Origin of the sequence: Glycomyces sp. NPDC049804, from assembly GCF_040674615.1 — a bacterium.
GTDB lineage: Bacteria > Actinomycetota > Actinomycetes > Mycobacteriales > Micromonosporaceae > Glycomyces > Glycomyces niveus.
On sequence record NZ_JBFAMQ010000004.1, the window covers coordinates 248,432 to 270,929 of the forward strand.

At 72.0% G+C, this 22,498-nt stretch carries 20 protein-coding genes; 10 read left to right on the forward strand and 10 right to left on the reverse strand.

The genetic code is table 11. The features are described 5' to 3' along the window. Nucleotides 1-7: 7 nt before the first annotated feature. Nucleotides 8-1,636, reverse strand: coding sequence for a helix-turn-helix domain-containing protein (locus AB0K52_RS08095; RefSeq protein ID WP_363527857.1), 1,629 nt, complete (start codon nucleotides 1,634-1,636; stop codon nucleotides 8-10). A gap of 130 nt (nucleotides 1,637-1,766) precedes the next feature. Here AB0K52_RS08095 and aceA point away from each other — a divergent pair, with 130 nt between their 5' ends. Continuing rightward, on the forward strand, nucleotides 1,767-3,080 hold the full coding sequence (aceA, locus tag AB0K52_RS08100; protein WP_363527860.1) for an isocitrate lyase: 1,314 nt from the start codon (nucleotides 1,767-1,769) through the stop codon (nucleotides 3,078-3,080). A gap of 73 nt (nucleotides 3,081-3,153) precedes the next feature. After that, nucleotides 3,154-4,779, forward strand: a complete 1,626-nt coding sequence (aceB, locus tag AB0K52_RS08105; RefSeq protein WP_363527863.1) for a malate synthase A — start codon at nucleotides 3,154-3,156, stop codon at nucleotides 4,777-4,779. A gap of 120 nt (nucleotides 4,780-4,899) precedes the next feature. On the opposite strand, the gene AB0K52_RS08110 is transcribed toward aceB, so the two are convergent. The 3 genes from AB0K52_RS08110 to AB0K52_RS08120 form a co-directional block, all read right to left on the reverse strand. Beyond that, nucleotides 4,900-5,955, reverse strand: a complete 1,056-nt coding sequence (locus AB0K52_RS08110; protein WP_363527866.1) for a hypothetical protein — start codon at nucleotides 5,953-5,955, stop codon at nucleotides 4,900-4,902. A gap of 441 nt (nucleotides 5,956-6,396) precedes the next feature. After that, the gene (locus AB0K52_RS08115) at nucleotides 6,397-6,840 is read right to left on the reverse strand and encodes a DUF4383 domain-containing protein (RefSeq protein WP_363527869.1); all 444 of its coding nucleotides are present in this window, start codon (nucleotides 6,838-6,840) and stop codon (nucleotides 6,397-6,399) included. A 91-nt stretch (nucleotides 6,841-6,931) separates the two neighbouring features. After that, nucleotides 6,932-7,636, reverse strand: a complete 705-nt coding sequence (locus AB0K52_RS08120; RefSeq protein ID WP_363527872.1) for an FCD domain-containing protein — start codon at nucleotides 7,634-7,636, stop codon at nucleotides 6,932-6,934. Between the two features lie 151 nt (nucleotides 7,637-7,787). Between AB0K52_RS08120 and AB0K52_RS08125 the strand changes: the two genes are divergently transcribed. Both AB0K52_RS08125 and AB0K52_RS08130 read left to right on the forward strand, forming a co-directional pair. Further along, complete coding sequence (locus AB0K52_RS08125) at nucleotides 7,788-8,291, forward strand: gluconokinase (RefSeq protein WP_363527875.1); 504 nt, start codon at nucleotides 7,788-7,790, stop codon at nucleotides 8,289-8,291. A gap of 95 nt (nucleotides 8,292-8,386) precedes the next feature. Beyond that, the gene (locus AB0K52_RS08130) at nucleotides 8,387-9,778 is read left to right on the forward strand and encodes a GntP family permease (RefSeq protein ID WP_363527877.1); all 1,392 of its coding nucleotides are present in this window, start codon (nucleotides 8,387-8,389) and stop codon (nucleotides 9,776-9,778) included. 207 nt (nucleotides 9,779-9,985) lie between these two features. Here AB0K52_RS08130 and AB0K52_RS08135 read toward each other — a convergent pair whose 3' ends face one another. Beyond that, entirely contained in the window at nucleotides 9,986-11,176 is a 1,191-nt protein-coding gene (locus tag AB0K52_RS08135) for a M20 family metallopeptidase (RefSeq protein ID WP_363527880.1), read from the reverse strand. 181 nt (nucleotides 11,177-11,357) lie between these two features. On the opposite strand from AB0K52_RS08135, the gene AB0K52_RS08140 reads away from it, so the two are divergent. Beyond that, the gene (locus AB0K52_RS08140; RefSeq protein ID WP_363527882.1) at nucleotides 11,358-12,011 is read left to right on the forward strand and encodes an NADPH-dependent FMN reductase; all 654 of its coding nucleotides are present in this window, start codon (nucleotides 11,358-11,360) and stop codon (nucleotides 12,009-12,011) included. 51 nt (nucleotides 12,012-12,062) lie between these two features. On the opposite strand, the gene AB0K52_RS08145 is transcribed toward AB0K52_RS08140, so the two are convergent. Further along, nucleotides 12,063-13,838, reverse strand: a complete 1,776-nt coding sequence (locus AB0K52_RS08145) for a 5'-nucleotidase C-terminal domain-containing protein (RefSeq protein WP_363527885.1) — start codon at nucleotides 13,836-13,838, stop codon at nucleotides 12,063-12,065. Between the two features lie 379 nt (nucleotides 13,839-14,217). Between AB0K52_RS08145 and AB0K52_RS08150 the strand changes: the two genes are divergently transcribed. From AB0K52_RS08150 to AB0K52_RS08170, 5 genes are all read left to right on the forward strand, one after another. Next, nucleotides 14,218-14,805 carry an SUKH-4 family immunity protein gene (locus AB0K52_RS08150; RefSeq protein ID WP_363527888.1) on the forward strand — a complete coding sequence of 196 codons (588 nt, stop codon included), beginning with the start codon at nucleotides 14,218-14,220 and terminating at the stop codon, nucleotides 14,803-14,805. A gap of 25 nt (nucleotides 14,806-14,830) precedes the next feature. Beyond that, nucleotides 14,831-15,823, forward strand: coding sequence for a 2-dehydropantoate 2-reductase (locus AB0K52_RS08155; protein WP_363527890.1), 993 nt, complete (start codon nucleotides 14,831-14,833; stop codon nucleotides 15,821-15,823). Between the two features lie 133 nt (nucleotides 15,824-15,956). Then, nucleotides 15,957-16,310 carry a YbaB/EbfC family nucleoid-associated protein gene (locus tag AB0K52_RS08160; RefSeq protein ID WP_208494201.1) on the forward strand — a complete coding sequence of 118 codons (354 nt, stop codon included), beginning with the start codon at nucleotides 15,957-15,959 and terminating at the stop codon, nucleotides 16,308-16,310. Next, nucleotides 16,310-16,639, forward strand: a complete 330-nt coding sequence (locus AB0K52_RS08165; RefSeq protein ID WP_363527893.1) for a hypothetical protein — start codon at nucleotides 16,310-16,312, stop codon at nucleotides 16,637-16,639. Before AB0K52_RS08160 ends, AB0K52_RS08165 begins: the two co-directional genes overlap by 1 nt. After that, nucleotides 16,636-17,655, forward strand: a complete 1,020-nt coding sequence (locus AB0K52_RS08170; protein ID WP_363527895.1) for a hypothetical protein — start codon at nucleotides 16,636-16,638, stop codon at nucleotides 17,653-17,655. The genes AB0K52_RS08165 and AB0K52_RS08170 overlap by 4 nt, the downstream gene beginning before the upstream one ends. Nucleotides 17,656-17,657: 2 nt before the next feature. On the opposite strand, the gene AB0K52_RS08175 is transcribed toward AB0K52_RS08170, so the two are convergent. Genes AB0K52_RS08175 through AB0K52_RS08190 form a run of 4 tightly spaced genes read right to left on the reverse strand, consistent with a single transcriptional unit; the run spans nucleotide 17,658 to nucleotide 22,414 of the window. Further along, a complete protein-coding gene (locus AB0K52_RS08175) occupies nucleotides 17,658-18,704 on the reverse strand; it encodes an ATP-binding protein (RefSeq protein WP_363527898.1) in 1,047 nt (348 codons plus the stop codon). Beyond that, nucleotides 18,701-19,372 (reverse strand): response regulator transcription factor, encoded by a 672-nt coding sequence (locus AB0K52_RS08180; RefSeq protein WP_363527900.1) that lies wholly within the window; start codon nucleotides 19,370-19,372, stop codon nucleotides 18,701-18,703. The genes AB0K52_RS08175 and AB0K52_RS08180 overlap by 4 nt, the downstream gene beginning before the upstream one ends. 10 nt (nucleotides 19,373-19,382) lie before the next feature. Further along, nucleotides 19,383-21,029 carry a serine hydrolase domain-containing protein gene (locus AB0K52_RS08185; protein ID WP_363527903.1) on the reverse strand — a complete coding sequence of 549 codons (1,647 nt, stop codon included), beginning with the start codon at nucleotides 21,027-21,029 and terminating at the stop codon, nucleotides 19,383-19,385. 47 nt (nucleotides 21,030-21,076) lie between these two features. After that, nucleotides 21,077-22,414 carry a BNR-4 repeat-containing protein gene (locus AB0K52_RS08190; RefSeq protein ID WP_363527906.1) on the reverse strand — a complete coding sequence of 446 codons (1,338 nt, stop codon included), beginning with the start codon at nucleotides 22,412-22,414 and terminating at the stop codon, nucleotides 21,077-21,079. Nucleotides 22,415-22,498 lie beyond the last annotated feature (84 nt).

The window sequence follows — 22,498 nt, forward strand, 5'->3', positions numbered from 1 at the left end:
CGGAACGTCAGTCCTTGGAATGCCGTTCCAGGAACTGGTAGACCTCGGTCTCGTCCACGCCCGGGAACGAGCCCAGCGGCATCGCCGCGAGCTGGGAGCTCGCGGCCCGGGCGGTCGGCCACACCTGCCCGGCCCACGACTCGGCGAGGGCGCGCGGCGGGTTGCGGCAGCAGTCCGGGTCCGGGCACTTCGACACCGAGCGGGCTTTGGTCTCCTTGCCGCGGAACCACTTCGCCGCCTCGTACGGGACGCCGATGCTCAGCGAGAACAGGCCGTCCGCGCTGCGCTCGGTCCGCGCGGTGCACCAGTAGGTGCCCGTCGCGGTGTCCGTGTACTGGTTGAAGGCGTTGAACTTGTCGGGCACGTCGAAGACCTGCCGGCTCGTCCAGTACCGGCAGACCGGCTGGCCCTCGATCGCGCCGGTCGGGTCGGCCGGGAACGCCACGTCGTCGTTCTCGTAGGCCTTGAAGATGATCCCGGACTTGTGGACCTTCTGGAAGTGCGTGCGGATCCCCAAGTGATGCGTGGCGAGGTTGGTGAAGCGGTGCGCGGCGGCCTCATAGGACACCGCGAAGTTGTCGCGCAGGTCCTCGACCGCGATCTCCTTGCCCGTCATCTTCTGCCGCAGGAACGCCACCGCGCTCGACTCGGGGATGAGCAGCGCCGCCGCGAGGTAGTTCGTGGCGACGCGCTGGCCCAGGAACTCCAGGTACGTGCGCGGCACGTCGTGCTGCAGCACATGGCTGGCGAGCGCCTGGAGCAGCACGGTGCGCGGGTCGTGGGCGCCGGTGCCGACCTGCGTGAGGTAGATGCGGCGGTGCTTGAGGTCGGTGACCGAGCGGGTGGAGTGCGGCAGGTCGTCCACGTGGTGCAGCGTGAACCGCAGATACGCGGCGAGGTCGGCGATCTGGTGCTGGGAGAGCGGCCCGCCGGCGTAGTCGACGCCGTTGAGGAGGGTGCGGGCCTCGGCCTCGATGTCGCCGAAGTAGTTGTCCTTGTCGCGCATGCGCCGGCGCAGCTCCGTGTTGGCCCGGCGGGCCTCCTCAGGGGTCGCGGTGTGAAGGTTGACCTGGCGTTCGACCTCGCGGTGGAGGCCCACGAGCGCTTCGAGGATCTCGGTGGGGGTGCGTCCGGAGGGCTTGACGTTCGGCAGTCCGAGCGCCTGGTACTGGGCGCTGCGCTGGGCGCGTTCGAGGGCGATCTCGAGGGCCACGCGGCGGTTCGGGGGCTCGGAGCCGAGCAGTTCGTCGGAGGAGACGCCGAGGGCGCGGGCGAGGGCCCGCAGCATCGAGAGCTTCGGCTCCTTCTTGCCGTTCTCGATGAGGGAGAGCTGGGAGGCGGCGGAGCCGACGGCCGCGCCCAGGTCGTCCAGGCTCATCTCGCGCTGCTTGCGCAGATGCCGGATCTGCTTGCCGAGGCTGATGAGGTCCACGGTGTGGTCGTCGGCGGCCAGTTGGGCCGCCTCGGCCGCCCCCCACGGGCGGTGGGCGCCCCCCGGATCCGAGGAATCGCCGTTCTTCGCAATGACACGGGTGTGCTTCGCACGCGTGGCCGGGCGCGGGTTACCGCTGCCACCGCCTGTGCTCTGGGCGTCGTTCGCGCCTGGGCCGGGGCCGTTCGCGGGCAGGTTCGTCATTTCCCCAGTATTGCGAAGAACTGTCGATCTTTCCACCCGGAACCGCTACTCAGGCGTCGCGGCAAGTGAAAGATTGTCGTTACCTGCAAGTAACGGCCGCTGCTGCGGCCCCGAATGCTCGGAGCCGACGATGAACGACATGAACCGCGACCGCGAGAACCGCGACCTCGCCGCCGAACGGCTGGCCCTCGAGTGGGCCTCCGACGAGCGCTGGGCGAACACGGTGCGCGACTACAGCCCCGAGGACGTCGTCCGCCTCCGCGGCCGCGTCACCGAAGAGCACACCCTCGCCCGCCGCGGCGCCGAGCGCCTCTGGTCCCGGCTCACCGAGGACGCCGCCACCGGCGGGTACACCCACGCCCTCGGCGCCATGACCGGCGGCCAGGCCGTCCAACAGGTCAAGGCCGGCCTCCACGCCATCTACCTCTCCGGCTGGCAGGTCGCCGCCGACGCGAACCTCGCCGCCCAGACCTACCCCGACCAGTCGCTCTACCCGGCCAACTCGGTCCCGCAGGTCGTGCGCCGCATCAACAACGCGCTCATGCGCGCCGACCAGATCGAGGCCTCCGAAGGCGTCCAGTCCGTCGAGGACTGGCTCGTGCCCATCGTCGCCGACGCCGAAGCCGGCTTCGGCGGGCCGCTCAACGCCTTCGAGCTCATGAAGGCCATGATCGGCGCCGGCGCGGCCGCCGTCCACTGGGAGGACCAGCTCGCCTCCGAGAAGAAGTGCGGCCACCTCGGCGGCAAGGTGCTCATCCCCACCTCGCAGCACCTGCGCACCCTCAACGCGGCCCGGCTCGCCGCCGACGTCGAGAACGTCCCGACGCTCATCATCGCCCGCACCGACGCCGAGGCCGCCACCCTCATCACCTCCGACGTGGACGAACGGGACCACCCGTTCATCACCGGCGACCGCACCGCCGAGGGCTACTACCGCGTGCGCAACGGCATCGAGCCGTGCATCGCCCGCGCCAAGGCCTACGCGCCCTACGCCGACCTGCTGTGGATGGAGACCGGCACGCCCGACCTCGAGGCCGCCCGCGCCTTCGCCGAAGCGGTCAAGGCCGAGCACCCCGACCAGATGCTCGCCTACAACTGCTCGCCGTCGTTCAACTGGAAGCGCCACCTCGACGACGACACTATCGCCAAGTTCCAGCGCGAACTGGGCTCCATGGGGTTCACCTTCCAGTTCATCACCCTCGCGGGCTTCCACGCGCTCAACCACTCCATGTTCGACCTCGCCCACGGCTACGCCCGCGAAGGCATGACCGCCTACGTGGAGCTCCAGGAGCGCGAGTTCGCCTCGGAGGAGCGCGGGTACACCGCCACCAAGCACCAGCGCGAGGTCGGCACCGGCTACTTCGACCGCGTCACCGCCGCGCTCAACCCCCAAAGTGAGACGCTCGCGCTCGCGGGCTCCACCGAAGCGGGACAATTCCACTAGCTGCCCTGCGACCTGTCCGCTGCGACGGGGTCCGCGACACCGGACCCCGTCCTGCCACATAAGGAGAACCAACGTGGTTACGCAAGCCGAGACCCGCACGGATGCGGCGATCGCGGTCAACGGGCCCGCCGTCGACCGCCAGGACGAGATCCTGACCCCGGAGGCGCTGGCGTTCGTCGCCGCCCTCCACCGGGCGTTCGCGCCCCGCCGCCAGGAGCTGCTGCAGCTGCGCCAGCAGCGCCGCATCAAGATCGCCAACGGCGTCGACCCCGGCTTCCTGCCCGAGACCGCGGACGTGCGCGAGGACTTCTCCTGGAGCGTCGCCACCCTCGCCCCGGGCCTGGAGGACCGCCGCGTCGAGATCACCGGCCCCTGCGACCGGAAGATGACCGTCAACGCCCTCAACTCGGGCGCGAAGTGCTGGATGGCCGACCTCGAGGACTCCTCGACGCCCAACTGGCGCAACGTGATCGACTCGCAGGTCAACCTGCGCGACGCGATCGAGCGGCGCATCGACTTCACCAGCCCCCAGGGCAAGGAGTACCGGCTCACCGGGGAGTCGCTGACCGACCTGCCCACGATCATCGTGCGGCCGCGCGGCTGGCACCTCGCCGAGCTCCACATGCGCGTCGACGGCGTCCCCGTCGCCGGGTCCCTCGTGGACTTCGGGCTGTTCTTCTTCCACAACGCCCACCGCCTCATCGAGCTCGGCCGCGGCCCCTACTTCTACCTGCCGAAGCTCGAGTCGCACCTCGAGGCGCGGCTGTGGAACGACGTGTTCACCATGGCCCAGGACCTCCTCGGGCTACCGCACGGGACGATCCGCGCCACGGTGCTCATCGAGACCATCACGGCCGCGTTCGAGATGGAGGAGATCCTGTACGAGCTGCGGCACCACTCGTCGGGGCTCAACGCCGGCCGCTGGGACTACATCTTCTCGGTCATCAAGAACTTCCGCGAGCGGGGACCGCGCTTCGTGCTGCCCGACCGCGACCAGGTGACGATGACCGCGCCGTTCATGCGCGCCTACACCGAACTGCTCGTGCGCACCTGCCACCGGCGCAGCGCCTCGGCGATCGGCGGCATGGCCGCGTTCATCCCCAGCCGCAAGGACCCGGAGGCGAACGCGCTCGCGCTGGAGAAGGTGCGGGCCGACAAGACCCGCGAGGCCGACGACGGCTTCGACGGCTCCTGGGTCGCCCACCCCGACCTCGTGCCCGTCGCCATGGCGGTCTTCGACGAGACCCTGGGCGGCCTGCCCAACCAGATCGACAAGCAGCGCGAGGACGTCGTGCCGAACGCGGCGGCCTTGCTCGACGTCGCCGCCACGCCCGGCGAGATCACCGAGGCCGGCATCCGCAAGAACCTCGAGGTCGGCGTCCGGTACATCGAGTCGTGGCTGCGCGGCAACGGGGCCGCGGCGATCAACAACCTCATGGAGGACGCCGCGACCGCCGAGATCTCGCGCTCGCAGATCTGGCAGTGGATCAACGCCGAGGCCACGACCGGCGACGGCCGGACCGTCTCGCGCCGCTGGGTCGAGCGGCTGCTCAAGGAGGAGTTCGCCCGGATGGAGCGGTTCGAGGGCGACCGCTTCGACGACGCGCTCTCGGTGTTCGCCGAATGCGCGCTGGGCGAGGCGTACCCGACGTTCCTGACGATCCCGGCCTACACGAGGTTCCTCGCGAACGGCCACTGAGCGCCTCGGCACCAGCCCCTGAAGCGGCGGGCCGGCCCGTACCCGCACGGGCCGGCCCGCCGCGCCTCTTCCTGAGGCGCATCATAGAGATATATCGACATCGATGTAATTGCCCGGTGCTCAGCGGCGGCGGTCGATGCTCCGGTCCGGCGTTAAACGCCGGCCCGCTGCGGATTCGACGGGGCGGACCGGGGTCTGGGCCGCGGCGTAGGCGGCGTGGTAGAGCCGGCGCATGGAGCGGATCGCGGAGCGGACCTCTTGGAGGTAGCCGCTGGCGGTGTGCCGCTTGCGGAAGTGGGGCTCGGGGAGGGCGGCGGGGTCGACGCCGACGGTGTCGACGCTGCAGCCGTAGGGGAGTCCCATGTGGGTGATGGCGTCGCAGTGCTGGAACGCGGTGTAGGGCGCGGAGGTGACGACGAGGACGCTGTCCCCGGGCGCGAGGTCGACGACGCGGTCGGCCCAGAAGCGGCAGGTGTCGACGGTGTCGGCGCGGCGGCGGCCGGGCTGCGAGGACGGGGCGGCGACGGCGCGGACGGTGGTCCGCCCGGCCGTGTAGGTCGCGACCTTCCAGGCCCGGCCCGGGTCGCGCAGCGGGTCGCCGCCTTCGTCGACGCGGGGGTTCCCGGCGAGGTCGAAGGCGCGCTTGAGGCTCGCCTCGATGGCGTCCACTTCGAAACCGCCGCAGTCGATCCCGCTGAGGGCCGCCGATTCGAGGTCGGCCCCGCCGAGGGGCCGGAAGCCGCCGACGCCGGTGACGTGGTCGGCGCTCACCCCGTCTGAGAGGATCTCGGCGGCGAAGCGGGTGCGGAAGACGCAGGAGGCGACGAGACCGCCGAGGACGAGGACGTGCGTGTAGTGCGCCAGGCGCGGCTTCGCGGCGGCGCCGAGGCCGAGGGCGAGGGCCGCTGCGGTGGCGGCGTGCTCGTGCTCGGCGGTGAGCGGCTGGGGCGAGGTCTCGTGGCGTTCGCGCCCGGCCCGGAAGTCCCAGTGGTCGGCGGAGAACGCCTCCAGGTAGGCGAGGTCGTCGGCGGTGCCGTTGCCGGGGAGCCTGCCGCCGAAGAGGGCGAGGAGCCGGTGCATCGGCTCGGAGCCGGTCCAGGCGGCGACATCGGCGAGGAGCGAGTGCGGCCCTTGGCCGTCGTAATGCGGCAATCGCACCGGGTTGAACTCGGGCATGGCTGGTCCGATCTGCGGTGGTGTCGCGGCCAGGGGGCCGGGGTGGTGTTGTGGCACATGCTAGGCGGTTACTGACCGTGCCTCACTGGTCAGACCAGGAGAAACGCCGTGTCGCTGCCCAAATACGGTTCGGTCGGACGGGATCGAGGCGCTTTCCGGAGGTCAGTGCCGGGGTGCGTGTGCCACAGGGGACTGCTGGGGTGCGGGACGGCTGCTGCCGTGCGGGTGTCGTGGAAACCTTTCTGGGTATGTGACGCGTGATGTACTACAGCAAGTTGCAAAGCGCCGGGTGTGGCGATGCGCACGAAGGAGATCGCCGGACCGGACGACGGGGGCGCGGCGCCGGGGCGGCGGCCGCGGTGCGCGGGCGGGGACATAGGGGGACCTGCCGCCGAGCCGGTGCGGGAGGCCGGCTCGGCGCGGCAGGGTGAAGCGGCCGCGTCAGGTTCGGCTGCTTCGGGCGAACGCGGCGCCGAGGCCGATCATGCCGACCGCGAGCCCCAGGTGGAGCCAGTTGTCGGCGTCGTTGACCGGCACGAAGTTCGCGCTCGAGTCGAGGTCGATGAGCACCCCGTACAGCCAGAGCACGAGGTAGATCACGCCGCCGATGATCAGGAACGTCACCGATCCGCTCGCCGTGCGGGCCATCAGGAAGCCGACGATCCCGAACAGCAGGTGGACGATGTTGTGGAGCACCGAGACCACGAAGATCCCGAGCAGCTCGGCGTCCGAGTGGTGGCCGGCGAAGGTGAGCGAGTCGTAGTCGGTGGTGACCCCGGGGATGAACCCGAGGACGCCGACCAGGAGGAACACCACCGCGACGACCATCGTCACGACTTGTACGGGCGCCCGTCCGCGGGTCGCCTTCATGCGGATGTCTGACATCTCCGCCTCCCTCAATCGTTGGGCCGGGAGATCGGCTGGGGAGTACCCGCTTCAAACGGTTTCCACACCGTGTGATTCGGAGGATCGCGGCTCAGCCGGGGAGCATCGCGGTGCGGACCTCGACCAGGAGCGCTCTCATGGCGGTCTCGGCCTCGGCGGAGCGGCCGCCCGCGACGGCCGCGGCGACGGCATCGTGCAGGTCCATGGCCTCGGGGACGGGCTTGTGCGGCATGAGGCCGAGCTGGGTGCGGCCGCGCAGGACCGCCGCGATGACGTCGGCGAGCGCGGCGAACATCTCGTTGCCGCTGGCCTGGAGCAGGAGGCCGTGGAATTCGACGTCGCGTTCCATGAACTCGGTGAGCTCGCCGGCTTCGCCGAGGCGGCGGAGGACGGCGGCGAGTTCGACGGCGCGGGAGCGCTGGGCGGGGGTGGCGGCGCGCGCGGCGGCGCCGGCGGCGAGGGGTTCGACGGCGATGCGCAGTTCGGTGAGGGTGCGCAGCTGGGCGCCGCGGGCGGGGCCGGAGAGGCGCCACCAGATGACCTTGGGATCGAAGACGTTCCAGTCGGCGGTGGGGCGGACGGTGATGCCGACGCGGCGGCGGGACTGGACGAGGCCCATGGATTCGAGGACGCGCATGGCCTCGCGGGCGACGGTGCGGGAGACGCCGAACCGCTCCTGGATGCCGTCGAGGGTGAGGACGTGCCCGGGCGGGAGCGCGCCGGCGGCGATCTCCATGCCGAGCTTCTCGAGGACGGGGTCGTGGAGGCCGGTGCCGGTCTGGCGGCGTTCGATCATGCCGTCGCCGCCCCGCACCGGTGGTACCGGTGTTCTGTCTCCTTGCGCCTGTCGCCCATGCCCGAATCCTATACGGCCGGTGTTTGCGGCACGGTGCAATTGGTGCTACCTTTCCGTGGAATAAGTACTACCTTTCGATGAGGAGGGGTCCATGGCGACGACCTGCCTGGTGGTCATGGGGGTCGCAGGCTCGGGCAAGAGCACCGTGGCGCGACTGCTGGCCGATCGGCTCGGCCTGCCCATGGCCGAGGCCGACGAGTTCCATCCGGCGGCGAACATCGCCAAGATGAGCGCGGGCGTCCCGCTGACCGACGCCGACCGGGAGCCGTGGCTCCGGGCGCTGCGGGACTGGATCAGCGAGCACGACGCGGCGGGCCGCGGCTCGGTCGTCACCTGCTCCGCGCTCAAGCGCTCCTACCGGGACCTCCTCCGCGGAGCGAGCGCCCGCGTCCGCTTCGTCCACCTCAGCGGCACCCGCGAGGTCATCGCCGCCCGAATGGCCTCCCGCAGCGGGCACTTCATGCCCCCCAGCCTCCTCGACTCCCAGTTCGCCGCCCTCGAACCGCTCGGCGCCGACGAGGACGGCCTCACCGTCGACGTCGCCGCCGCCCCCGACCGCCTCGTCCAGACCGTCTGCGACGGCCTCGGCCTCTGACGCCCCGTCCCCGGCACCCCCCGACCCTTCTCCGGTACCCCCCGACCCTCCGCCAGCGCCCCCCGGCGCTCCGTGAAGCAAAGGAGCTCTCACCCATGGAAATGGACTGGACACAGACCTTCGGAGCGGCACCGCTCCTGGGGATCGCCGCGGGGGCCGTCGCGCTCCTGCTGGTGCTCATCATCTGGCTGCGCGTCCACGCGTTCCTCGCCCTGGTCACCGTCTCGGCGCTGACCGCGTTCGCGACGGGCATCCCGGCCGAATACCTCATCCCGACGCTCACCACCGGCTTCGGCGCCACCCTCGCGAGTGTGGCCCTGCTGGTGGGCCTGGGCGCGATGCTCGGCCGGCTCGTCGAGGTCTCCGGCGGCGCGAAGGCGCTGACGGACATGCTCATCGCGAAGTTCGGCGAGCGGCGGGCCCCGCTCGCGCTGGGCGTGGCCTCGCTGATCTTCGGGTTCCCGATCTTCTTCGATGCCGGACTCGTCGTCATGCTGCCGATCATCTTCGCGGTGGCGCGGCGCCTGGGCGGCGGTGTTCTGCGCTATGCGCTGCCCGCGGCCGGCGCGTTCTCGGTCATGCACATCTACGTGCCGCCGCACCCCGGCCCGGTCGCGGCGGGCACGCTGCTCGGCGCGGACGTCGGCCTCGTGGTGGCGCTCGGCCTGCTCATCGCGATCCCCACCTGGTACGTGACCAGCTACCTGTTCGGCCTGTGGGTCGGCAAGCGCATCGAGCTGCCCGTCCCGGACGTGCTCTCCGGCGGACCGCAGGCCGACGACGTCGAGAACCCGCCCCGGGCGCGCACGGTGATCCTGCTGCTGCTCCTGCCGCTGGTGATGATCTTCTTCGACACCGGCCTCAACACCGCCGGCTCGGCCGGCTGGGTCGACTCTGACGCCTCCTGGTTCAGCGTGGCGCGGGCGCTCGGCTCGACGCCGATCGCGCTCCTGGTGACGGTGTTCGTGGCGAGCTTCGTGCTCGGCACACGGCGCGGGCGCACCCGCGCCTGGGTCGAGGACCTGCTCGACAAGGCGCTCGGCCCGGTCTGCGCGATCATCCTCATCACCGGCGCGGGCGGCATGTTCGGCGGGGTGCTGCGCGCCAGCGGCATCGGCGACGCGCTCTCGGGCGCGCTCGCCGACATCGGCCTGCCGGTGATCGTGGCGGCGTTCCTCATCGCGACCGCGCTGCGCGTCGCCCAGGGCTCCGCGACCGTGGCGCTGACGACGGCGGCGGGCCTGGTGCAGCCGATCGTGGCCGGGAACGGCTACAACGCGGTCGAGCTGGCCGCGATCGTGCTCGCGATGTCCGCCGGCTCGGTGATGGTCAGCCACGTCAACGACTCGGGGTTCTGGCTCGTGGGCCGCTTCCTGAACATGGACGTGAAGACGACCCTGAAGACCTGGACGGTCATGGAGACCACGATCGGCCTCATGGGATTCGCCGGGGCCTCGCTGGTCTTCGCCTTGGCGGCCGCCGCCTAACGCTCGCCTACCTCAAGGCCGACCACCATCCCCAGCCCCCACCCGCCCCGAGGGGAACGCGAGGCCCATCGCGATCGTGGCAGGGGGTGCGACAAGAAATCGGCCCGATACGGCGCCGGGGACCCCGATTCACTCGATCGGGGTCCCCGGCGCTCGTCCACGGGCGGCGCGGCGGGGGCCGAGCGCGGACCGCCGCAGCGGTGCGGCTCAGCCGCGGGCCATGCGCCGCACGGCGAGTTCCGCCAGCAGCGCCGCGCCGTCGGCGAGGACCGAGTCGTCGAAGGCCGCGCGCGGGGAGTGGTTGGACGCGCCCTGGTCCGGGTCGTCCTGGATCGTCGCGCCGTAGAACATGTAGCTGCCCGGCACGTTCTCGAGCACCCGCGAGAAGTCCTCCGAACCCATGACCGGGAACGGCATCTCGAGGTACCGCTCCGCGCCGAACAGGTCCTTCACCGTCGACTCGACGAACGCCGCCTCGTCGGCGTGGTTCACCGTCGCCGGGTACTCGCGGTCGAACCGCACCTCGGCCGTCAGCCCGTGCGCGGCCGCGATGTCCTCCGCCAGCTGCACCGACTCCTTCTCGACCTGCGCCAGCGCCTCCTCCGAGAACGTGCGCACCGTCGCCTCGAACCGCGCGTTGTCGGGGATGATGTTGTACCTCGTGCCGGCGTGGAAGGTGCCCACCGTGATCACGATCGGCTCGAACGTCGAGAACCGGCGCGTCACGAGCGTCTGCAGCGCGGTCACGATCTCGGCCGCCACCGGGATCGGGTCGAGCGCCGAGTGCGGGCGGGAGCCGTGCCCGCCCTTGCCGACCACGTTCACGAACAGGCCCGAGGACGCGGCCATCATCGGCCCGGCCTTGGTCGTGAACACGCCGCGCGGGACCATGTCCGAGATGACGTGCAGCCCGTAGGCGGCGTCGGCCTTGCGGCCGGCCGCTTCGAGGACGCCCTCGGCGATCATGTGGCCCGCGCCGTCCTGGCCCTCTTCGCCGGGCTGGAACATGAACACGACGTCGCCGGCCAGCTCGGCCTGGTGCGCGGCGAGCAGCCGGGCCGCGCCCACGAGTCCGGCGGTGTGCATGTCGTGGCCGCACGCGTGCATGGTGCCCACGTGCTGCGAGGTGTACTCGAGGCCGGTCTCCTCGGTCACGGGCAGGGCGTCCATGTCGCCGCGCAGCAGCACGACCGGGCCGGGCTTGCCGCCGCGGAGGACGGCGGTGACCGACGTCGAGGTCTGTCCGAGGGTGATCTCCAATGGCAGGCCCTCCAGCGCCGCGAGCACGGCCGCCTGCGTCTGGGGGAGGTCGAGCCCGATCTCGGGGATCCGGTGCAGTTCGCGGCGCAGCGCGATCAGCTCGGGTGCGATCGCTGCGGCCTCTTCACGGAAGTCCATGTGCGCTCCTGGCTTCGGGGACGGTCGTTACTAGCCGGGCGGCAAGCCCGTCCGCTGACGCAATATTGCCACGCGCGCATATGAGGCCGGAAGGGTATTTCCCGGATCGCGCCGCGACGCCCGCGCGCGTCCGCTACACCTGCATGGAGAGCTCAGGAACCGCTGCAGAAGGGAGCGGCCGATGGCGGCCGAGATCAGGCCCATGCGATACCTGGTCATGTCCGGTTCGGGCAGGCAGGGGTCGTACAACGGCCGCCTCGCGGCGCTGGCCGCCGCGGCGGTCGAGACGAACGGCGGCATCGCCGAGCGGACCCGCATCACCGACTTCCCCGTCCCCGTCTACGACGGCGACCTCGAAGCGGCCGAAGGCATCCCGGCGGGTGCCGAGGCGTTCCGGGAGCGGCTGGAGGCGACCGACGCGTTCATCCTCGCCTGCCCCGAGTACAACGCCTCGGTGCCCGGCTCGGTCAAGAACCTCATCGACTGGGTCTCGCGCATGCGCCCCCACCCGCTCCACCAGCGGCAGGTGCTCGTCATGTCCGCCTCGCCGTCGATGGCCGGCGGCAACCGGGGCCTGTGGGCGCTGCGCGTCCCGTTGGAGCACTTGGGCGCCCGCGTCTACCCGGACATGTTCTCCCTCGCCGCGGCGCACGCCGCGTTCGGCGACGACGGCGGCCTCGCCGACGATCCGCTCGCCAAGCGCTTGGACGACAACGTCGCCGGGTTCATGGAGCTGGTCGAGGCGGCCGTGGTGTTCCCCTGCGTCAAGCACGCGTGGGTGGAGTTCCTCGGCGAGCGGCCCGACCCGGTCATCGACCGCGTCCAGATGGAGTGAGCGCGCGGAAACGGCGCCTCGCGGCCCGAGGCGCCGTTTCCTCTGCGTCCCTTAGAAGACCGGCGTGCCCTCGCGGGTCAGGAGCCAGTCCACCGAGGCGAACTCGGCCGGGTCGAGCGCGCCCTTGGCGGTCACCCACTCGATGATGCGGGTGCGGATCTCGATCGACTCGCTCCACAGCTCCTCGGCGGCCGCCACGTGCGGGAAGTTCCCGCCGCCGTTGGCCCGGTAGTTGTTGACCGCGAGCACGAACCGCTGCGCGGGGTCCACTTCGGCGCCCGCGAACTTCAGGTTCGCGATCCGCGAGCCCGCCGCCTTGGCGATGTCGATCTCGTACGTGAATCCCGAGACGTAGTCGTAGTTGTAGTCCGGGCGGCCCTCGGCGTTCGTGATCGCGTTCGGGTCCACCGCGGCGCCCGCCGCGGTCTGCACGAAGTACTGCGCCGAGTACTCGAGGTAGTCGCGGATCTGCGCGCCCGTCATGAGCTTCGCGACCAGCGTGTTGTCGTAGATGTACAGGCTCGAGAGGTCCTTGATCCGCACGTCCCCCGCCGGAATCACCGAGGTGCGCGAGAACGGCGAGGCCTGTGCGACCACCGGCAGGTCCGCGTGCGCGGTGCCCGCGAGCGCGGCCTTCACCGTGTCCTCCTGGACCTTGGTGATGAGGTCGATGATCGGCTCGTCCTTGTACCGCGCCTCGGCGGTGTCGAGGTCGATGGCGGCCTGGCCGACGACCTGGTTGACGTAGGTGACGACCTCGTTGTGCTCGTCGGAGAGGATCGCGGCGATCCGCTCGTCCTCTTCGACCTCGTTGGAGTTGAGGATCGAGGCCTTGACGGACTCGACCTTCCACTCGCCCTTCTCGAGGACGAGGTCGAAGTCGAAGAGGGTGAGGCGCTGGCCGTAGCAGAGCGGGTTGGAGAGGACGACTTCGTGGCCGTCGGGGTCGGCGACGCGCAGCTCCTCGATCTCGACGTGGGCGTGGCCGACGAGGATGGCGTCGATGCCGCTGACCTGCTGGGCGACGAGCGCGGAGGCGTTCTCGACGCCGAGGCCGCCGGAGGTGTCGTACGCGGACTTGCCGGAGGTGCCGGAGTGGGCGGAGATGACGACGACGTCGGCGCCCATGGCCTTGAGCCTGGGTACCCAGTGGGCGGCCTCGGACTCGAGGCTGGGGAACTCGAGGACGCCGTCGACGTAGGCCTTGTCCCAGATGGTGACGCCGGGCGTGCAGAGGCCGAGGATGGCGACCTTGACGTCCTTGCCGCAGCCGGTGCGCAGGCGGGCCATGTGGTAGGGCGGGAAGGCGGGTTCGCCGGTGGCGACGTCGATGGTGTTGGCGCCCAGGAGGGGGAACTCGAGCTGGGACTCGAACTTGCGGAGGGTGTCGAGGCCGTAGTTGAACTCGTGGTTGCCCAGGGCGGCGGCGTCGTAGCCGATCTCGTTCATGGACTGGGCCATGGGGTGGACGGGTCCGGCTTCGGCGACGATGGGGTCGACGCGCGCGTAGTAGTACGCGAGGGGGGTGCCCTGGATGGTGTCGCCGGAGTCGATGAGGAGGGTGTTCTTGCGGCCCTTCTCGGCGCGGACGCGTTCGACGAGGGTGGCGATGCGGGCGATGCCGCGGGTGTTGCCGGCGGCGTCGGCGTACTCCTTGTCGGCGAAGTAGTCCCAGTTGAAGACGTTGCCGTGGAGGTCGGTCGTGCCCATCACGGTGAAGGAGTAGCGTTTGGCGGGCTTCGCCTCGGCGGGCGCGGCCGCTGCGACGGCAGCGGCCGCCCCCGCGGCGGCCGATGCCCCGAGCAGGGTCCTGCGGTTGACGGTCATATGGGTCGCTCCTTAACGGGGTGTCCGGGGAATATGTGAGGAGTATTGCACTCGAACCCGGGTGTCATCCCATGACCCCATCTTGAACTGGGGATGTCCATCGCGAAACGATTCGGCTCGGCGCGATGCGGCTCAGCCGGGCGGCCGAAGGTTCGGCATAGGCGGGGTGAGCAGCGCGGTGACGCGGGACGACCAGGAGCGCGGCCGCGACGCCGACGCCCACGCGGCGCCCCAGCGCGCATGCGCGCGAGGTGGATCCCGAGGACTCGCGGCGACGCCGAGCGGCGGGCCGAGCCGGGGGCGGACCGCCGCCCACCGGATCCCGCTACGCTCTGCCCTCGACGTGAATGATGAACGCACACAGGAGGTTCGGGCGATCATGACAGGAGCGGGCGTACCGCGGGTACCGGAGAGGGCGTGGCTCGAAGCCCGGTTCGGGGCAGATTCGCTCTGGCGGCCCGCGGCCGCCGACCTGCCGCCGGAGCTGACGGACGAGGCCTCGCGGGAGTTCCTGACCACCATCGGATTCCCGGCGGCGACGATCGACCTCATCGCCTTCCGCTCCACGTCGCTGGCGGACGGCGAGGCGATGCACGCGTTCGACGCCGACGAGCTGTTCGGGCGCCGCCAACCCGACGACGACGCGCCGCCGAGCACCTTCTGCTTCTGGGTCGGGACCTGGTGGGACCAGGAGTTGATGCTCGACGCCGCTACGGGCGGGGTCGACCACTACGACCCCAGCGGCTGGGACCACGGCGAGGGCTACCAGGGCCCGGCGGCCGCCTCGCTCGCGGCGCTGGCGGGACAGCTCGGGCTCCTCTCCGAGCGGCGCGAGGCGCTGGCCTCCGACGACACGGAGGTCCGCGACGCCGCCGTCGCCGACCTGCGCGACCGCTTGCGCGAGTTCGACGCCGCCGCGGACGAGTCGTCGTTCTGGAACGCGGTGTTCGAGCATCTGTCGGAGTGAGGCGGCCGCCCAGTAGCATCCGGTCATGATCTGCGTGTACGGCGCCGGGAGCGTCGGCTGCTATGTGGGCGGGCGGCTCGCGGCGGGCGGGGCCGAGGTCGTGTTCGTCGGGCGGGAGCGGATCGCCGCCGAGGTGGCGGCGCACGGGCTCACCCTGACCGATCTGCACGGCGCCGAGCTGCGGGTCGGGTCGCCCCGGTACGCGACCGCGCCGGTCGCCGGGGCGGATCTGGTGCTCCTGACCGTCAAGTCCGCCGCTACCGCCGAGGCGGCGGAAGCCCTCGCGCCCCACCTCGAGCCGGGGACGGTCGTCGTCAGCTTCCAGAACGGGCTGCGGAACGCGGCGGTGCTGCGCGAGCGGCTGCCGCAGGCGCGCGTGCTCGCCGGGACGGTCGGGTGCAACGTCGTCCACGCCGGTCCCGGCCGCTTCCACCAGGGCACGGCGGGCGACCTCGGCGTGGAGGACCACGTCGCGCTCGACGCGTTCGCCCCGGACTTCGCTCGGGCGGGGCTACCGCTGGTCCGCGAGCGCGACCTGGCGGGCGTGCAGGCCGCGAAGCTCCTGCTCAACCTCAACAACGCGGTCAACGCGCTCTCGGGCCTGCCGCTCAAGACCGAGCTCTCGCAGCGCGACTACCGCCGCTGCCTCGTCCTCGCCCAGCGCGAGGCCCTCGCCGCCTACCGGGCCGCCGGCGTGCGCCCGGCCAAGTCGGCCGGGCTCGACCCGCGCCTCCTCCCGGTCCTGCTCGGCCTGCCCGACGCGCTGTTCACCCGCGCCGCCGCCAAGATGCTCGCCATGGACCCGCGCGCCCGCTCCTCCACCTGGGAGGACCTGGAGGCCGGTCGGCCGACCGAAGTGGACTACTTGAACGGCGAGATCGCCGCCCTCGCCGCCGAACACGGCACCGCCGCCCCCGTCAACCGCCGCCTCACCGACCTCGTCCACGCCGCCGAGCGCGGCGGCCGCCGCGACTGGACCGGCGCGGCGCTCCTCGCCGAACTGCGCCGCGCCGCCTGACGCGCAAGGCGCCGCACCGTGTTCAGGAACGCGCCACCGCCGGTTCACTCCCGTTGGCTAGCTTGACAACCGCCCCACCAAGCACAGCCAATCAGCGGCGCCGCGACGGCACCGCCGGCGACGAAGGACGACGATGCGCACCCCCGAAGAGATCATGCAGGACCTGGAGCGGCGCGTCGCCGTGATCCAGGAGCAGGCCGGCCGGGCCGAGGAGGCGCTGGCGGCGTCGGAGACGGTCCTCGCCAGCGACGAAGGCGCCGTCACCGTCACGGTGAACGCGGGCGGCGCGCTCACCGGGCTCCGCTTCTCCAACGAGGCCAAGCACATGTCCGGGACCGGCCTCGCCGACCTCGTGCTCGACACCTACCGGCGGGCCGTGGAGGAGTCGGGGCGCAAGACCGCCGCGATCATGTCCGACCTGCTCGGCGGCGACCAGGAGGCCATGGGCCTCCTGCAGTCGTTCACCGCCCCGAAGGCGGAGGACTGATGGTCAAGGTCGACCCGCAGGCGCTGCGCGAGCACGCCGCGCGACTCGCGAACGGCCCCATGGCGAGGGTCAAGACCGCCGCCGACGCCGCGAACACGGTGCGCCTCGGCGACGTCGACGCGTACGGCATCGTCTTCGCCCAGGTCGTCCCGCCCGTCCTCGACCTGTTCCTGGACGACGCGGGCGCGGCCCTCACCTCGGCCGACGACCTCGGCCTCGGCTTCGCGGCGGCCGTGAACGACACCGCGACCCAGCACCTCGCCGCCGACCAGGAGGTCGCGGCGCTCTTCGACGCACTCGGCAGGGAACTGGACGGGCACACCCCATGACGAACCCCCTCATCGAAGGCCCCACCGCGACCTCGGCCCTCCAGGGCACCAAGGTCATCGGCGGCCTCGCCAAGACCGCCACCGCGTACTCGGCGGTGTTCACCGCCGAGAAGTTCAGCTACCTCGACGCCGGGGTCGCGACCGTGACCACCGGCCTCGACATGCTGTCGTTCGTGGCCAACCCCTTCAAGCACCTCCTGCAGGCCGGGGTCGGCTGGCTCTTCGAGCACATCTCGTTCCTGCGCGAACCCCTCGACTGGGTCGCCGGGAACCCGCAGGCCATCGAAGGCCTGGCGCTGACGTGGAACAACATCGCGATGGAGATGAGCACCGCCGCCGACGAATGGGCGGCCGAGCTCAAGAGCGTCGAGGACTGGGACGGCGCGGACGCCACCGCCTACCGGTCCGCCGCGGCCGGGTTCGAGCAGGTCCTGCGCTCCAGCGCCGAAGCGGCCGCGACGACCGCGAACGGCGTCAACGTCGCCGGTGTGGCCGTGGGCATCCTGCGCACGATCTTCCTGGAGATCATCACCAACTTCATCGCCGAGGCGATCATGTGGGCGCTCAGCGCCCTCGCCACCGCCGGGTTCACGTTCGGCGCCACCCTCGCCGCCGCGATCGCCCGCATCGTCTCCAAGGCCGTGAGCGTCTTCGCGAACCTGGTCGGCAGGCTCGGGCAGCTCATGTCGAGGTTCGGCCGCTACGTCTCGTCCTTCCGCACGTTCGGCGCCCAGTCGCAGGGGCTCAAGAAGGCCATGGACGCCGCCTCCGACCAGCTCCTCAAGGGCTCCTCGAAGGCGCTCATGAACGGCGGGCGGCTGAGCATGAACGGCGCCCAGAACATGCGCAACGCCTCCATGGACACGCTCCGGAGGTCCTTCGACCCGCTCCAGAACAACTGGGGCAACCCGATCAACGCCCAGAAGGTCCTCAAGTACTCGGCGACCGAGATCAACCGCGGCCGCAACCTCGACGACCGGATGGAGCAGGAGCGCAAGGACAACGGCGGCCCGTGACCTCACTCCGCTCGGACCGGGAGCGTCAGCCGGAACCTGGCGCCCCGGTCCGAGCCGAGGAGCACGACGTCGCCACCGTGGGCCTGCGCGATCTGCCGCGCGATCGGCAGCCCCAGGCCGGTGCCGGGAGCCCGGTCGCCGCGCCAGAACCGCTCGAAGACCCGGTCCCGTTCGGCCGCAGGCACACCCGGGCCCTCGTCGGCGACGACCACGTCGATGCCCGCCCCGGTCCGCGCGACACGGACGGTGACGGTCGTGCCCTCCGGGGCGTGCTTGACCGCGTTGTGGACCAGGTTCGCGACGGCGCGGTGGACGCTCGGGGCGTCCACCGGCGCCTCGGCGGCCTCTCCTCGCAGGTCGAGACCGACCTCGCGTGACGCGGCGAAGGCCGCGACCTCCGCGAAGACCTCGCGCACCAGGGCCGTGACGTCGGCGGGGCGGCGCTCGACCGCGCGGGCGCGTCCTCGCGCGTCCACCAGCAGCTCGCCCACCGCGTCCCGCAGCCGCTCGGCCGCGTTCCGGCTGCGCTCCAAGCCCTCCCGGTACAGCGCGAGGTCCGGTTCGGGGTGGCGCAGCAGCACGTCGGCCCCGGTGATCAAGACGGCCAGGGGCGTCCGCAGCTCATGGCTGGTCTCCTCGATGAGCCGCCGCTGCACCCGCGCCGACCGCTCGAGCCGGTCGAGCATCGCGTCGAACGCCGCCGCCAGCCCCCGCGCCTCCGCGGTGCCCTCCCCGCCGCCCACCCGCAGGCTCAGGTCCGAGGCCTCGATCCGTTCGGCCGCTTCGCGGATCCGCTCGAACGGGCGCACCGCCCGGCCAGCCCACCACCACGCGAGCGCCACCGTGACCGGCAGCAGCGCGGCCACGGTGAACCACGCCCACCCCGTCGGGTCCACACTGGATTCCGAGACGAGGCGGGTGGTGCCGTCGGGGGCGGTCTCGGTGACCTCCTGCGCGTCGATCGAGGTCACCGCGAAGACCAGGACCACCGGCAGGTAGATCGCCAGCGCCCCGGTCAGCGCGAGGCGGCCGCGCAGCGAGCGCGTCACGGCGCGCCCCGCAGCACGTACCCGACGCCGTTCACCGTCGCGATCGGACCGGGCTCGCCCAGCTTGCGCCGCAGGCGGCTCAGGATCACCCGCACCGAGTTGGTGAACGGGTCGGCGTGCGCGTCCCACACGTGCTCGAGCAGCTCCTCCGCGCTCACGGTCCGGCCCGGGTGGTGCATGAGGTAGCGCAGCATCGAGAACTCCCGCGGGGTGAGGTCGAGTTCGCCGCTCCCGCGCCAGGCCCGGTGCGCGGCGGCGTCGAGGCGCAGGTCGCCGACGGTGAGGACCGCGTCGCGCACGTCGGCGCGGCGGGCGAGCGCCCGCAGCCGCGCGGCCAGCTCCTCGAAGCTGAAGGGCTTCACGAGGTAGTCGTCCGCGCCCGCGTCGAGCCCGGCCACGCGGTCCTCCACGGCGTCGCGGGCGGTGAGCACGAGGACGCGGCGGGGGCGGCGCAGCGCCGGGTCGGCGCCGAGGCGGCGCAGCAGCGCCAGGCCGTCCCCGTCCGGCAGCCCCAGGTCGAGGCAGGCCGCGTCGAAGTCGTTGCAGCACAAGAGCGCCTCGGCGTCGGCGACGGTGGCCGCGAGGTCCACGGCGTAGGCCTCGTTGCGCAGGCCCAGCGCCAGGACCGGGCCGAGGTCGCGGTCGTCCTCGACCAGCAGGATGCGCACATGAACCCCTCTACGCGTCGCGGCGGGCCTCGAGCCCGCCGCCCGGTCCGGCCACGGTCATGAGGTCGTCCTCGAACGCGACCCGCACGTCCGCTCCGGCGGGATCGGCGGGCCGGTATTCGCCGTCGCCGGTGGGCACCAGCGTAAACGCGGGCGGCTCGGTCGGGACGGCGACGGCGCCGACATCGCCGTGCTCGCCCAGGGCGTACCAGGCGAGCACGTCCCCGCCCGCGGTGCCGAGCCGCACGTAGGTCCGCAGCTCCCCGTTCCCGGCCGCGGTCCCGGCGAGCGCCACGTCCGCGATCGCGCCCAGTTCGGCTTCGAGCGCGTCGCGCTCCTCCCGGCCGGCCGCGGTCTCGCCGTTGAGGAGGGCGAGCACGGCCGCTTCGTGCGCGGCGACGTCCTCGGTCGTGAAGTCGTCCGAAGCGAACAGTGCCGCGACGGCGTCGGCGCCATCGGCCGCGACGAGGAGGCCGTCGTCCTCGGCCGTGACCGTGTAGCTCGAGCCGGAGTCGGCGGTGTAGACCCCTTCGCTCGCGCGCAGTGCCGCCGGGTCGGTTTCGGCGTGCGGTTCGGGGGCCGGGATCGGCTCGCCCGCGATGAGCGCGGGCGCGATCGCGTCGACCAGCTCCCCGGCGATGACGTCCTCGCCGTTCGAGGCGACCGCGAGGGTCGTGCCGGTCTCGGGGAGCCAGGCCGCTACGGCGTTGTGGCCGGTGTCGCCGCCGCCTCCCGAGGCGGTGACGACCGGCGCGCCGAACAGGTCCGGGCCCACGGACACCCAGCCGGGGATCTCCGCGGTGCCGTCGCCGTTGTCGAACCGGGTGCCGAGCAGCAGGTCGACCGCGTCTTCGCCGACGACGCCGCCGGTGAACAGCGCGCCCGTCCAGTCCCGCAGCTCGGCGGCGGTCATGGCCAGGTCGCCGTTCCCGGCGAGCGCCCAGTGCGGCCCGGCGAAGCCGCCGTTCTCGACGGCGGGCGCCCCGTCGACGGTGCCGACCGCGCGCGGCCCCGGCGCGGCCGGCTCGCCGTCCCAGAACCCGCCGATCCGCTCGCCGCCGACCACCAGGATCTCCTCGGCCAGGTAGCCGCGGTAGTCACCGGTCGCCTCGTCCACGATGAGCGCCAGCAGCGCGTACCCGGCGTTGGAGTAGAGGAACTCCGTGCCGGGCTCGAACGCGGACCGCATGCCGCTCAGCATCGCGATGGCCGCGTCGCGTTCGAGCGGCCGGTGGTCCTCGCCGTACTCGCCCTCGATGCCGCTGGTGTGCAGCAAGAGCTGCTCCACGGTGGCGTCCGCGGCCGGGCCGCCCAGGCCGGGCAGGAGACCGCCCGCGCGGTCGTCCAGCGCCAACGTCCGGGCGTCGACGAGGTCGAGCACGGCGGCCGCCGTGAACGCCTTGCTGATCGAGCCGATCGCGAACACGGTGTCGTCGGCGTTCGGCGTCGCGCCGTGCGCCATGCCGGACGCGGCGCGGCAGTCGAAGCCGGCGCCGTCGCCCCATGCGAGCGCGCCGCTGAACCCGGCGGCGGCCCAGTCGCGGATCGCGCCGGTGAACGCGGGGTCGCAGCCGGAGGCGTCGGTCTCGACCTCAGGGTCGGCGGTGCAGCCGGCCGCCAGCAGGACGGCCGCGAGTAGAACGGGAATGCGTCTCATGCGCCGAACCGTAAGGGCGGCGCTGTGAACCGGGCGTAAACGAGCCGTCAGGGGCGCGGCATGTCGAGCAGCACCACTTCGCAGCGGTAGTGCTGCGAGGCGGTCATCGGGCCGCGGAACCACAGCAGCGGTGCGCGGGACGGGTCGCCGGGGGCCACGATCGGCCGCAGGTTGTCCACATCGGAGCTCTCGGTCACCGGCGTCCAGGCCCAGAACCGGCCCGCCGCCGCGGCGCGGCCGTGGAAGATCTCGCGGTGGGGGAGGACCGCGCCGTCGCGCGGGTCCACCGACGTGGAGATGTAGACCGAGCCGGGGTCGTACGGGTCGATCGCGGCGAGCCCGGTGTAGTCCTCCTCGTGCGGCATGAGCCCGGGCCCGGCCTTCGCCAGCTCGTGCACCGTCCATTCGCCCGCGGGGGCCATGCGGGCGTAGAAGAACCGGAGGTCGGGGGCGGCCTGCCGGCGGCCGAGGTCGAGCTCCTCCTCGCCCGCGCGGGCGGTGAGGACCGCGGCGACGCCGCCGTTCGCGGTGGTGCGGATGTCGGTGGTCCAGCAGTGCGAGATGCGCACCCCGTTCCAGCGCGAGCCCGCGGCGAGGACCGTGGTCAGCCCCTCCTGCGACGGGGCCTCCCCGGTGAGCGCCCGGGGGTCCAGGACGGTGCCGTCGCTCTTGTGGAGCGCGCCGCGCTCGAGGTAGCCGTGGTAGATCGAGTTGTCGAAGTCGCGCGGGTGGTGGTCGGTGGTCACCAGGTGGAGGCGGTCCCCGGCGGCGGCGTAGCGGGTGTAGCCGTTGACGTAGCCGACCTTCGGCCGGGTGAACAGCTTGCCCGCGTACGACCAGGTCTCCCCCTCGTCGTCGGAGACGAGCGCGCACTGGTCGTCGTTCACCGCGCGCGCGAAGCAGTACAGCCGCCCGTCCATCGCCCGCAGGTTCGAGTAGGTGACGCCGCGGCCCTCCGTGTGGGGGCTCCAGTCGAAGACCCGCTCCGGGCCCCAGGCGGTGGGGTCGTTCGGTTCGCTGATGCGCCAACGGGTCAGGTCGTCGGTCTTGTGCTTGGTGTAGACGGCGAGCCAGCGGCCGTCGGAGCGGCGCCAGAGGGCGGGCACGTCGTGGTCGTCGGTCTCGAACAGCTCGTGGAGGACCACGACCCGCGAGGTGCCGGTCGCCAGGTCGACCACCGCGAGTTCGACGTTGCCCGAGCGGGCCTCGCCGCCGGGGCCCTCGGCGGCCGCGATCGACCCGACCACGAGGGTCTGCGACGCCGGATCCACGAGCGCGCGCTCGTCCTGGAACCAGCACCATGCGCCGTTGTCATTGACGACGACCGGCTCGGCGATCCGGGGCATGACGGCCTCCTTGGGGATGTCCGCGCGGTGCGAACGCATCGACCGAGCACACTATCGGAAAGCGGTATCAAGCGGTCGGGCGGCCCCGACCGCACCCAACGGCGTGCCACCAAAGATGCAGGC

What these genes read in the sequence shown, in the direction of transcription:
- AB0K52_RS08160 (WP_208494201.1), top strand. Translation starts at nt 15,957, where the DNA reads ATGCGCACCCCCGAAGAGATCATGCAGGACCTGGAGCGGCGCGTCGCC.
- AB0K52_RS08155 (WP_363527890.1), top strand. Translation starts at nt 14,831, where the DNA reads ATGATCTGCGTGTACGGCGCCGGGAGCGTCGGCTGCTATGTGGGCGGG.
- AB0K52_RS08165 (WP_363527893.1), top strand. Translation starts at nt 16,310, where the DNA reads ATGGTCAAGGTCGACCCGCAGGCGCTGCGCGAGCACGCCGCGCGACTC.
- AB0K52_RS08185 (WP_363527903.1), bottom strand. Translation starts at nt 21,029, where the DNA reads ATGAGACGCATTCCCGTTCTACTCGCGGCCGTCCTGCTGGCGGCCGGC.
- AB0K52_RS08125 (WP_363527875.1), top strand. Translation starts at nt 7,788, where the DNA reads ATGGCGACGACCTGCCTGGTGGTCATGGGGGTCGCAGGCTCGGGCAAG.
- AB0K52_RS08150 (WP_363527888.1), top strand. Translation starts at nt 14,218, where the DNA reads ATGACAGGAGCGGGCGTACCGCGGGTACCGGAGAGGGCGTGGCTCGAA.
- AB0K52_RS08140 (WP_363527882.1), top strand. Translation starts at nt 11,358, where the DNA reads ATGGCGGCCGAGATCAGGCCCATGCGATACCTGGTCATGTCCGGTTCG.
- AB0K52_RS08170 (WP_363527895.1), top strand. Translation starts at nt 16,636, where the DNA reads ATGACGAACCCCCTCATCGAAGGCCCCACCGCGACCTCGGCCCTCCAG.
- AB0K52_RS08110 (WP_363527866.1), bottom strand. Translation starts at nt 5,955, where the DNA reads ATGCCCGAGTTCAACCCGGTGCGATTGCCGCATTACGACGGCCAAGGG.
- AB0K52_RS08095 (WP_363527857.1), bottom strand. Translation starts at nt 1,636, where the DNA reads ATGACGAACCTGCCCGCGAACGGCCCCGGCCCAGGCGCGAACGACGCC.
- AB0K52_RS08145 (WP_363527885.1), bottom strand. Translation starts at nt 13,838, where the DNA reads ATGACCGTCAACCGCAGGACCCTGCTCGGGGCATCGGCCGCCGCGGGG.
- AB0K52_RS08120 (WP_363527872.1), bottom strand. Translation starts at nt 7,636, where the DNA reads ATGATCGAACGCCGCCAGACCGGCACCGGCCTCCACGACCCCGTCCTC.
- AB0K52_RS08135 (WP_363527880.1), bottom strand. Translation starts at nt 11,176, where the DNA reads ATGGACTTCCGTGAAGAGGCCGCAGCGATCGCACCCGAGCTGATCGCG.
- AB0K52_RS08130 (WP_363527877.1), top strand. Translation starts at nt 8,387, where the DNA reads ATGGAAATGGACTGGACACAGACCTTCGGAGCGGCACCGCTCCTGGGG.
- aceA (WP_363527860.1), top strand. Translation starts at nt 1,767, where the DNA reads ATGAACGACATGAACCGCGACCGCGAGAACCGCGACCTCGCCGCCGAA.
- AB0K52_RS08115 (WP_363527869.1), bottom strand. Translation starts at nt 6,840, where the DNA reads ATGTCAGACATCCGCATGAAGGCGACCCGCGGACGGGCGCCCGTACAA.
- AB0K52_RS08190 (WP_363527906.1), bottom strand. Translation starts at nt 22,414, where the DNA reads ATGCGTTCGCACCGCGCGGACATCCCCAAGGAGGCCGTCATGCCCCGG.